Raw genomic sequence first — 9,729 nt, 5'->3', positions numbered from 1 at the left:
CCCGGGGGGTGGGGGGGAAGGGTCAGGTGGGGTGGACTGTCCCGGGGGAAACGCAAGAGATCCCGGTCGCACCTGTGCGCCCTGGGTCTCTTCGCTGCTGTCCGGAAAGGGCCTTGCTCAGGGAGCGGCTTGGGCGGCCGGGGCCTGCTGCCCCGCCGGGGGAGCGTACCACGCGCCAGCCAGGGCCTGGCGCACCTGGCGCTCGCGCAGCTGGGCGTTGGCGTCGCGCACGGCTGTGTAGGGCTCCACGGCGGAGCGCTTGATCTCCAGGTAGAGGTCGATCATCTCGGGCAGACGGTTCACCCGGCCCGCTCCGTAGAGTCCCGCCGTGAGCAGGTAGGGCACGTCCACGTAGGTGGTGGGCTGAAGCGTGGCGTCCACGGCCATGCCGAAGCCGTCGCGCAGGGAGGAGGGTCCCAGGATGGGCAGCACCAGATAGAAGCCGTGGTCCGCGCCCCAGACGCCCAGGGTCTGGCCGAAGTCCAGCGACTGGGGGTGGAGCTTCTTGTCGGAGGCCGCCAGGTCCAGGAAGCCGCCCAGGCCGAAGGACGAGTTGACGATGAAGCGTCCCAGCTCCCGCGAGGCCTTGTCCGGGCGCAGCTGGAACACGGCGTTGAGGAACCTGACCGGGAAGAGGGCGTTGGAGTAGATGTTCTCGATGCGGTCGCGCGCGTACTGGGGCATCACGGCCTTGTAGCCCTTGCTGAAGGGCTGCCCCAGGTAGGTGAAGAACACGTCGTTGAAGCCGAACCAGAAGCGGTTCCAGGGCTCCGCGGGGTCGGCGATCTGGGCCGGGGCGGCGTCCTCGGGGTCGAGCGGGGCCGAGGCCTGCTTGCGGGCGCAGCCCTGGGCGGCAAGCGCCAGGGCAAGCACGAGCGTCAGGGCCTGGAACAACCTGCGGGTGCGATCTGCTTTCAAAGCTCACCTATCCTGTTCGCGCATGGCCGCGCCGGGCGGCGTCCGGCGGAAGAACCGCCTGAAGCGCCACTTGAACTAGCTGGCGTTCCCCATGGTTTCCACCCGGGCGATGAGCTGGGCGGGGGTTTCCTTGGCGAGAATCTGGCTGAACTGGTTGCGGTAGTTCTGCACCAGGCTCACGCCCTCGATGACCACGTCGTAGACCTTCCAGTCCGTCTTGCGGATGAGGCGGTAGACGATGGGCACTTCCTTGGTGGACGTGACGATCTTGGTGGAGACCTCCACGCGTCCGTCGGCCAGGGGGGCCTCGCCCAGGAAGAGCACCTTCTCGTCGGTATAGGCCTCGATGCGGCGCAGGTAGGTGCGCTCCAGGAGCCTGAGGAAGGCTTTGGTGAAGCGCTCGCGCTCCTCGGGCTTGAAGGCGTCCCAGTTGGCGGCCAGGGTGCGCCTGGCCAGTTCCTCGGGGTCGAACACGCTGCTCACGGCCTTGTAGAGCGCCTCGACGCGGCCGGGCGAGCCCGGCTTGGAGGCCGAAAGCACGCGGAGCACCTCGTCCACGCTGGTCTTCAGGGTGTCCTGCGCCTGTCCGGCCAGGGCCAACCCGGAGAACGCCAACGTCCACGCCAGCGCGAACGCGGCGATTCTGGCTGCCATCACTTCTTTTCCTCCTTCACGCCGCCAAAGACGTATTTGCCCATCAACTCCTGGATGTCCACGGAGGATTCGGTCTCCGTCAGCAGCGCGCCCGGTTTCACCGGGTCTCCCCCTCCGGGGGTGATCTTCAAAAACTTGTCGCCGATGAGCCCCGACGAGCGCACCGAGACGATGGCGTCGTCGGTGAGCGTCACGCCCTTGTCGATGCGCATGGTCACCACGGCGCGCTTTTCCGCGGAGAGCCCGATGGACTCCACGCGGCCCACGCGCACGCCCGCCATCTCGACGGCGGAACCTGCCTTGAGGCCCGTCACGTCGAGAAAGCGCGCCTGCACGGGGTAGCCTTCGCCGCCCACGGCTTCCATCTTGCCCAGCCGGACGGCCAGCCACGCCGTGCACAAAAGGCCGGCCAGCACGAAGAGCCCGACTGCAAATTCCACGCCCCGATTCCGCATGTTCCCCACCCACTATGCCTCATCGCCGGGCAAATCAACCCGGGCTCACATCAGGAAGCTGGTCAGGACGTAATCCCCGGCCAGGATGGCCACGCACGAGGCCACCACGGCGGAGGTCGTGGCCAGCCCCACCCCGCGCGCGCCGAAGCCCCCGGGCCTGCGGTGGGCGTAGAAGCCCTGCCAGCAGGAGACCGAGGCCACCAGGAGCGCGAACACCAGCGCCTTCACGAAACCGCCCGTCACATCCTCCAGCACAACGCTGTCGTGGATGCGGCCCCAGTAGACCCCGGGGCCCACGCCCAGGAGCGTCACGCCCGTCAGGTGGCCGCCGATCATGGCGATCACGTCGAACATGGCCGTGAGCAGCGGGAAGCTGACCAGCGCGGCCGCGAAGCGCGGGCCGGCCAGGTAGCGCACGGGGTCCACGTCCATGGCGTCCAGGGCGTCGATCTGCTCGGAGATGCGCATGATGCCAAGCTCCGCCGCCATGGAGGAGCCCGCGCGGCCCGCCACCATGATGGCCGTGAGCACCGGCCCCAGCTCGCGGATCACCGAGAGCGACACCGCCGCGCCCAGAAGCCCCTCGGCCCCGAACTTCACCAGGGTGTAGTAGCCCTGGAGCCCCAGCACCATGCCCGTGAACAGACCGATGAGCGCGATGACCAGCACGGACTTCACCCCGACGAAGTAGACCTGGCGCACCACCTTGGACCATTGCCACGGCAGGCTGACCATGTGCCACAGCCCCCGCGCCGTGAACACGGCGTACGAGCCCAGCGACGCCACGGCGTCCAGGCTTGCAGCGCCCAGGCGCGTGACGGGATTGGCTGGGGGAGCCTCGGGGTCCATGGCCATGGCGCTCTTTTAATCCTTTTCCCGGAATTGTGAAGCGGTCAGTCTGTAGAGCAGCGACTTGAGGTAGTCGGTCTCGGGCATGGCCGGGTGCACAGGGTGGTCCGGCCCCTGGCCGCCCCGGCGCACCACCTGCGCCTTGCGCCGCCCGGACACGGCCTGCCCCGTGACGCGGGTGAACTGCCAGGCCTCCATGTGCTGCGAGCACGAGGCCGTGAGCAGGAATCCGCCGGGCGCCACCAGGCGCGAGGCCAGCTTGTTGAGCTTGTGGTAGCCGCCGATGGCCCCCTCCAGGTCCTTCTTGCGCTTGACCAGGGCGGGCGGGTCCAGGCTGACCACGTCGAAGCGGCGGCCCTCCTGGATCAGGGATTCCATGACCTCGGCGGCGTCGCCCTTGAGGGCGCTCACGCGTTGCTCCACGCCGTTGACGCGGGCGTTCTCCAGCACGCGGTCCACGGCGGCCTGGGAGGAGTCCACGCAGACGGCCTCGGAGGCTCCGGCCAGGGCCGCGCCCACGCCCAGGGCGCCCACGTAGCTGAACACGTCCAGCACGCTCGCGTCGCGGCACAGGGGCAGGATGCCCAGGCGGTTGGGGCGCTGGTCGTAGAACCAGCCGGTCTTCTGCCCGGCTTCCAGGCTGGCGCGGTAGACGCCTTCGCCCTCGGGCACCTCCACGGTGTCGGGCGCGACGCCCAGAGCGGTCTCGTTGACTCGGGGCAGCCCCTCGAAGGCGCGCGCGGACACGTCTCCCTTGAGGAGCACGGCGTCGGGGCGCACCAGTTCGTCCAGCACGTCCAGCACCTCCTGGCGCAGGCGCTCCATGCCCGCCGTGAGCAGTTGCACGCAGAGGGTTGCGCCGTAGCGGTCCACCACCAGGCCGGGCAGGTGGTCGCCCTCGCCGTGGCAGAGGCGGTAGTAGGGCTGGTCGAAAAAGCGCTCGCGCAGGGCCAGGGCCTCGGTGAGCCGCGCGCGCAGCCAGTCGCGCCCGAGCACGGCCTTGGGGTCGCGGTCGCAGAGGCGCGCCAGGATGAGCGAGGCGGGGTTGACGTAGGCCACGCCCATGGGCTTGCCGCGCGCGCTCATCACCAGGGCGTGGTCGCCGGGCTGGAAGGAGTTCAGGGGGCTTCGGGCAGTGTCCGCCTCGTTGGAGAACACCCAGAGGTGTCCCGAAAGGAGGCGGCGTTCCTCGTGTTTCTTGAGATGCAGGATAGGTAGGTCCATAAGAGGGGGTCCTGTAGGCCTTCCGGGCCGGGTTTGCAACAAGCGCTTGAGCCCTGCGCGCCGCCGGGCTATGGGGAGTTCATGAAAACAGCCGCTTTCATCCTGTTCGCGGTGGTCACGGCGGCGGCCGCCGCGCTCTCCACCCTGGTGGCCACGCGCTATTTCGCCCTGGAAAAGGAGCTGGTGGAGCTACGCTATCAGATGGAGGAGGTCCAGCACCAGCGCCAGCGCCTGGAGGCCGAAAAAACCGCCCTGCGCCTGGAGCGCGAGCGCGTGCAGGCCGGGCTGGACGCCCAACTGGCCTCGGAGCGCGCCCAGCTGGAGGCCTGCCGGGGCGAGGGACTGGCCCTGCTCCAGGAGCTTTCCGCCAACATGAACACCCTACAGAAACGCCTCACGGATATCCAGGAGAGACAGGCCGCGCCGACTGCCGCGCCCCCAGCCCCTTCGGCCCAGCAACCGCCCGGGGACGCCGCCACCCAGCCCGTCGCGCCCCCGGCGGCCGATCCCGACCCCGCCCGCCCCGGCGGCCCCACCGACGTGCCCCGGGGGGCCATCCCCACGCCGGAGCAGGAGGCCCGCCGCCTGGACCGCGTGCAGTAAACCAGAAGGAGTCCCCATGCCTCTCGTCCTCGTCAGCGTCATCGGCCCCCGCGAGCCCCAGGAAAAGCAGGACCTCCTGGAGGCCGTGCACCAGTCCCTGGTGGAGGCCTTCGGCATCCCCGCGCACGACCGCAACATCCGCATCCAGCACTTCGCCCCGGGCGACTGGCTCCTGCCGCCCGGCAAGGGCGAGCGCTACACCCTGGTGGAGGTCAAGGCCTTCGAGGGACGCAGCCCCGAGGCAAAAGGCAGGCTCTACGCCGCCGTGGTGGAGCGCCTGGGCGGCCTGGGCGTGCCCGCCGGGGACGTGTTCGTGCACGTGGCCGAAGAGCCCCGCCACAACTGGGGCATCCGGGGCGGCCAACGAGCCGACTTGGTGGATCTGGGCTATGAGGTGAAGGTGTAGGCGGATCGAGCGACCCCGCACGCCGTTTCCACTCGCACCCGGGCGGAACACGCGAAGACCGCCCTCCTCGACACATCCTATCCATGAGGTCCGCAATGACATTCCGGCTCATCCGTTCCGTGCTTGCTGTGGCGTTGCTCACCGTTTCATTTGCGATGTCCTTCCAGACCAGCCATGCGCAAGCCGCACAGGATGTCGATTGCCGCTACCTTGCTTCCTGGATCGGCAAGCAGCCCGCCCCCGAGAAGGGGCCTTCCTTCTTCGAGGACAAGAACGTCAAGGCGGCCCTGGGCAGGGCCTTCCCCGAGCGCATCGCCAACTTCATCGTGAAAGGCTGGAACGGTGGGCAGGTCTCAGGGCCCATCGAGGGCAAGGACAATCTGCTGTCCTACTTCGTCTGCAAGCCGCACTCCTGCACATCGGACTCCGTGGTCGTCTTTTTCGACATGCTGACGGGGGTCATGCAGGGGCTGGTCACGGAGAACGACGTAACCAAATGGTACACGTCGAAGAACACTTTCACCCCCGCCCCGGCAAAACCTAGTGTATTCTGCAACGGAATACAGTGCGCCGACAAGCTTTTCGAAACCCTCAATGTAGGGTGGCGATACAGGGTTACCGGACCCAACGACGACCCTGCCAACCAGTACGCTTACTATGAACTGCGTTCGACAACAGCCCTGTCGGAGTTTTCGGGCTCCACCAAATCCGGGGTCAACAAGGACGCATTCCCGAATCTGCAACCTCTCAAGAAGTACGCGGGGAAGTATCGATCCGACACTACGGGCGATTTCTTCTCCGATCCTCTCTTCATCGACGCGATGGCCAAAGTCGTCGGCAAGGACAAACTCAAGAAAATCGACACCCTCTTCAATGGCCCATCCGGACCCTTCTCGCTCTCCGGCGACCTGATGACCTACACGCAATGCAAGAAGCACGAATGCGGCTGGACTTTCGTCAACATCTACATCAATTTCGCGGACAACAGCCTGGATGTATGCTGGGTCGAGGCGGTCGCCAGAAACGAGAAGCCCAAGAGCTTCTGGCTGTCTTCCACCGCCAAGCCCCGCCCCATCGCCGTGCAGGACAATGAAGACGCCAAGCTCTACAAACTATACCACAAAGGGAGTCCGAGCGGAGCTGCCACCCCGGAAAAGACACCCCCGCCGCCCAACGGCAAGCCAGCAGCCGAGACGGTCAAGCCCGAACCCGCATTTCTGCCGGAGATCAACTGCAGCGTGACCGGCGTACGCTTCTTCACCGCCGGGAACGCAGCTCCCTCCCTCTCCGGGCGGCAGTACAAACAGGCCTTCCGTGCCTCGGAGATATGCTACCTCTGGAGCGAGATTGCCCTACGCCACGGCGACGGCCGAACGGCAGCCCCCTTCAGGCTGCGCGTCGTCTGCACCGACCAATCCGGCGCGACCGTCTACAGCGAGTTCCTTCCCGTCAACCCGGAGTCCACTTGGCTGGATTCCCGGCACGCCTCGGGCTGGGGCAACAAGCAATGCACGGCCTGGAAGGCCGGATCCTACTCCGTCGCGTTTTTTTCCGGCGACAGACAGATCGGGGCCGGACATTTCACCGTGACCGATTAACCGTACCGGACAACCTTCGCCCGCTGCCCGACCCGCACGGTCAGTGCATCGGCCCCGATCATTTACGGCGTGCCCCGACCACCCCACGTGCCCCGTTGACAACACCTAACCATATGGTTAAACCATCCGGTAAGCGACACGGACAACACGCCAAGGACAAGTCCATGACCCCGCAAGAAGCCCCCCAGGCCCCCGAGGCCGCCATCCTGGACGCCGCCGCAACCGTCTTCGCGGCGCACGGCTTCGCCGGAGCCAGGGTGGAGGCCATCGCCCGGGCCGCCGGGCTCAACAAGGCCATGCTTTACTACCGCGTGGGCGACAAGGCCCGGCTCTACGAACTGACGCTCCTGGGCCAGTTCGAGGCCCTGGCCCGCTCCATCGAGCAGGGCGCGGCCCGCCCGGGCTCCCCTTCCGAGCGCCTGGAGGCCGTGCTCGACGCGGTGACCGCCGCCTTCGAGCTCGATCCGCGCCTGCCGCGCATCATGGCCTGGGAGCTGGCTTCGGGCGGGAGCAACCTGCCCGCGTGCGTCACGCCGCTCCTGGGGCGCATCATGGGGGCCGTGGCCGGGGTGGCCGGGCGCGCGGGGCTGGACCCCGTGCTGGCCTACTTCTCGCTGGCAGGCCCCCTGGTGCTCGTGGGCCTCACCCAGCCCCTGCGCGCCCGCCTGGCCCGGAGCGGCCAGGGCTTCCCCCCTTCGGCGGGAAGCGCGGGCGTGGCCGACATGGCCAGCTACCTGAAAACACTCTACCGCAAAGCCCTCGGGGAGGACGCATGAACCGCCGCCCTTCGTTTCCCCGCACCCAGGCCGCGCCGGGAGCGCGCTCCGCACCCGACAGCCCCCCCCAACAGCCCGCGCGCGACACACCGGGCCCCGTCCTCCGGGGCGCGCCGCGCGCCGCCGCTCTGGCCCTCACCCTTCTGGCCGCCCTGGCCTGCGCCGCCTGCTCCCGGTCCGACGCCATGCCCTACCAGGGCTACGTGGAGGGCGAGTTCGTCTACGTGGCCACCCAACTGGCCGGACGCCTGGACGATCTCCCCGTGGTCCGGGGCGACCGGGTGCGCCCGGGCCAGCGCCTCTTCACCCTGGAGCACGCCCTGGAGCAGCAGGGCGTGGACAAGGCCCAGGCCAACCTCCGGCGCGCCCAGGACACCGTGAACGACCTCAAGAAGGGACTGCGCCCCGAAGAGATCGACCAGATTCTGGCGCGCATCGCCCAGTCCGAGGCCGAGCTGGCCCTGGCCAGGCTGGAGATGGACCGTCGGGGCGCGCTGCTCTCCTCGGGCTCCGTGGCCAAGGAGGACTTCGACCGCGCCCGCACGGCCTTCCTCAACGCCCAGGGACGCCTCTCCGACGTGAAGGCCCAGCTGGCCACGGGGAAGCTGGGCTCGCGCGTGGACCAGATCCTGGCCGCCCAGGCCCAGGCCCGCGCCGCCCAGGCCGAGCTGGATCAGGCCGTCTGGATGCTCGACCAGAAGCTCGTGCCCGCCACCCTGGAGGCCCTGGTCTTCGACCTGCTCCACTACAAGGGCGAGTGTGTGGCCGCAGGCAGCCCGGTGGTGAAGCTTCTGCCCCCGGCCAACGTGAAGGTGCGCTTCTTCGTGCCCGAGGGCGAACTGGGCAGGGTGAACCTGGGCGACGCGGTGCGCGTGGCCTGCGACGGCTGTCCCGCCGTGCTGGAGGGCCGCGTGAGCTTCGTGTTCCCCCAGGTGGAGTACACCCCGCCGGTGATCTTCAGCCAGGGCTTCCGCGAGAAGCTGGTGTTCATGGTGGAGGCGCGCTTCGACCCCGAGACTTCCAGGGGCCTCAAGCCGGGCCAGCCCGTAAGCGTGGCCATGGGGAGCCCCAGGTGAGCGCCCGGGCCGCCGTCGCGCCCGCAGCCTCTGCGCCGGACCTGGCCCCCTCCGCCGCCGGGTCCGGGGCCGCCCTGCCGGGCCAGTCCCGGGCGGCCGCCCCGGCCATCGACGTGCAGGGCGTCACCAAGGCCTTTTCGGGCAAGGTGGTGGTGAACAACCTCTCCCTGCGCGTGGAAAAGGGTGAAATCTTCGGGTTTCTCGGCCCCAACGGATCGGGCAAGACCACCTTCATCCGCATGCTCTGCGGCCTGCTCAGGCCCGACGCGGGCGCGGGCACGTGCCTGGGCCTGGACCTGACGCGCGACGCCGAACGCATCAAGACCCGCGTGGGCTACATGGCCCAGCGCTTCAGCCTCTACGGCGACCTCTCCGTGCGCGAGAACCTGGACTTCATGGCCCGGGTCTACGGCGTGCCGGACCGCCGCGAGGCCGTGGAGCGCATGATCGAGCGCATGGGCCTGGGGCGTTTCGCCGGGCAGCTGGCCCAGAACCTCTCGGGAGGCTGGAAGCAGCGCCTGGCCCTGGCCGCGAGCCTGATCCACGGCCCGGAGCTCCTGCTGCTGGACGAGCCCACCGCAGGCGTGGACCCAAAGGCCAGACGAGACTTCTGGGACGAGGTGCACGAGCTGGCCGGACAGGGCCTCACGGCGCTCATCTCCACCCACTACATGGACGAGGCCGAGCGCTGCCACCGCCTGGCCTACATCGCCTACGGCGACCTGCTCGTGCAGGGCACGGTGGAGGAGGTGGTGGCCGGGCGCGGCCTGGCCACCTGGGAGGCCACCGGAGGCGACCTCTACGCCCTGGCCCGGGCCGTGCGCCCCCTGCCGGGCGTGGAGCAGGTGGCCCACTTCGGCAACACCCTGCACGTCAGCGGGCCGGACCCGGCCCTGCTGGAGCGCTCCCTCGAGCCCTTCCGCGGCGGGGCCTGGACCTTCGCCAGGGTGCCCACGAGCCTCGAAGAGGTGTTCATCAGCCTCATGGACCAGTCCCTGAAGGGGAAAAGGCCGTGACCCGCTTCAGCCTCCGGCGCTTCTGGGCCATGGTGGTCAAGGAGTTCGTGCAGATGCGGCGCGACCGGCTGACCTTCGCCATGATGATCGGCATCCCGCTCATGCAGCTGATCCTCTTCGGCTTCGCCATCAACTCCAACCCGCAGAACCTGCC

At 68.6% G+C, this 9,729-nt stretch carries 11 protein-coding genes and 1 pseudogene; 7 read left to right on the top strand and 5 right to left on the bottom strand.

The features are described from left to right. Positions 1–117: 117 nt before the first annotated feature. From ACV4UX_RS06040 to ACV4UX_RS06020, 5 genes are all read right to left on the bottom strand, one after another. The gene (locus ACV4UX_RS06040; RefSeq protein WP_491592417.1) at positions 118–918 is read right to left on the bottom strand and encodes an MlaA family lipoprotein; all 801 of its coding nucleotides are present in this window, start codon (positions 916–918) and stop codon (positions 118–120) included. Between the two features lie 75 nt (positions 919–993). Then, positions 994–1,572 carry a Tgt2/MlaC family protein gene (locus ACV4UX_RS06035; protein ID WP_491592416.1) on the bottom strand — a complete coding sequence of 193 codons (579 nt, stop codon included), beginning with the start codon at positions 1,570–1,572 and terminating at the stop codon, positions 994–996. Further along, a complete protein-coding gene (mlaD, locus tag ACV4UX_RS06030; RefSeq protein ID WP_491592415.1) occupies positions 1,572–2,027 on the bottom strand; it encodes an outer membrane lipid asymmetry maintenance protein MlaD in 456 nt (151 codons plus the stop codon). Before mlaD ends, ACV4UX_RS06035 begins: the two co-directional genes overlap by 1 nt. A gap of 45 nt (positions 2,028–2,072) precedes the next feature. Next, on the bottom strand, positions 2,073–2,876 hold the full coding sequence (locus ACV4UX_RS06025) for an MlaE family ABC transporter permease (RefSeq protein ID WP_491592441.1): 804 nt from the start codon (positions 2,874–2,876) through the stop codon (positions 2,073–2,075). Between the two features lie 15 nt (positions 2,877–2,891). After that, on the bottom strand, positions 2,892–4,100 hold the full coding sequence (locus ACV4UX_RS06020) for a class I SAM-dependent rRNA methyltransferase (protein WP_491592414.1): 1,209 nt from the start codon (positions 4,098–4,100) through the stop codon (positions 2,892–2,894). Positions 4,101–4,181: 81 nt separating this feature from the next. Between ACV4UX_RS06020 and ACV4UX_RS06015 the strand changes: the two genes are divergently transcribed. The 7 genes and pseudogenes from ACV4UX_RS06015 to ACV4UX_RS05985 form a co-directional block, all read left to right on the top strand. Beyond that, positions 4,182–4,703, top strand: coding sequence for a hypothetical protein (locus ACV4UX_RS06015; protein WP_491592413.1), 522 nt, complete (start codon positions 4,182–4,184; stop codon positions 4,701–4,703). Between the two features lie 16 nt (positions 4,704–4,719). Continuing rightward, positions 4,720–5,109, top strand: coding sequence for a tautomerase family protein (locus ACV4UX_RS06010; RefSeq protein WP_491592412.1), 390 nt, complete (start codon positions 4,720–4,722; stop codon positions 5,107–5,109). A gap of 95 nt (positions 5,110–5,204) precedes the next feature. Beyond that, on the top strand, positions 5,205–6,707 hold the full coding sequence (locus tag ACV4UX_RS06005; protein ID WP_491592411.1) for an Ivy family c-type lysozyme inhibitor: 1,503 nt from the start codon (positions 5,205–5,207) through the stop codon (positions 6,705–6,707). Between the two features lie 164 nt (positions 6,708–6,871). After that, the gene (locus ACV4UX_RS06000; protein WP_491592410.1) at positions 6,872–7,483 is read left to right on the top strand and encodes a TetR/AcrR family transcriptional regulator; all 612 of its coding nucleotides are present in this window, start codon (positions 6,872–6,874) and stop codon (positions 7,481–7,483) included. After that, the gene (locus ACV4UX_RS05995) at positions 7,480–8,559 is read left to right on the top strand and encodes an HlyD family secretion protein (protein ID WP_491592409.1); all 1,080 of its coding nucleotides are present in this window, start codon (positions 7,480–7,482) and stop codon (positions 8,557–8,559) included. The genes ACV4UX_RS06000 and ACV4UX_RS05995 overlap by 4 nt, the downstream gene beginning before the upstream one ends. A 74-nt stretch (positions 8,560–8,633) precedes the next feature. Continuing rightward, a complete protein-coding gene (locus ACV4UX_RS05990) occupies positions 8,634–9,575 on the top strand; it encodes an ABC transporter ATP-binding protein (protein WP_491592440.1) in 942 nt (313 codons plus the stop codon). Positions 9,576–9,604: 29 nt separating this feature from the next. Next, positions 9,605–9,729 (top strand): annotated as a pseudogene (locus ACV4UX_RS05985) (ABC transporter permease); the annotation flags it as partial.

The sequence above is a fragment of the Fundidesulfovibrio sp. genome (assembly GCF_058402725.1).
Note: the sequence above shows the minus strand (reverse complement) of the source record. Positions and strands in the feature narration are given on the sequence as shown.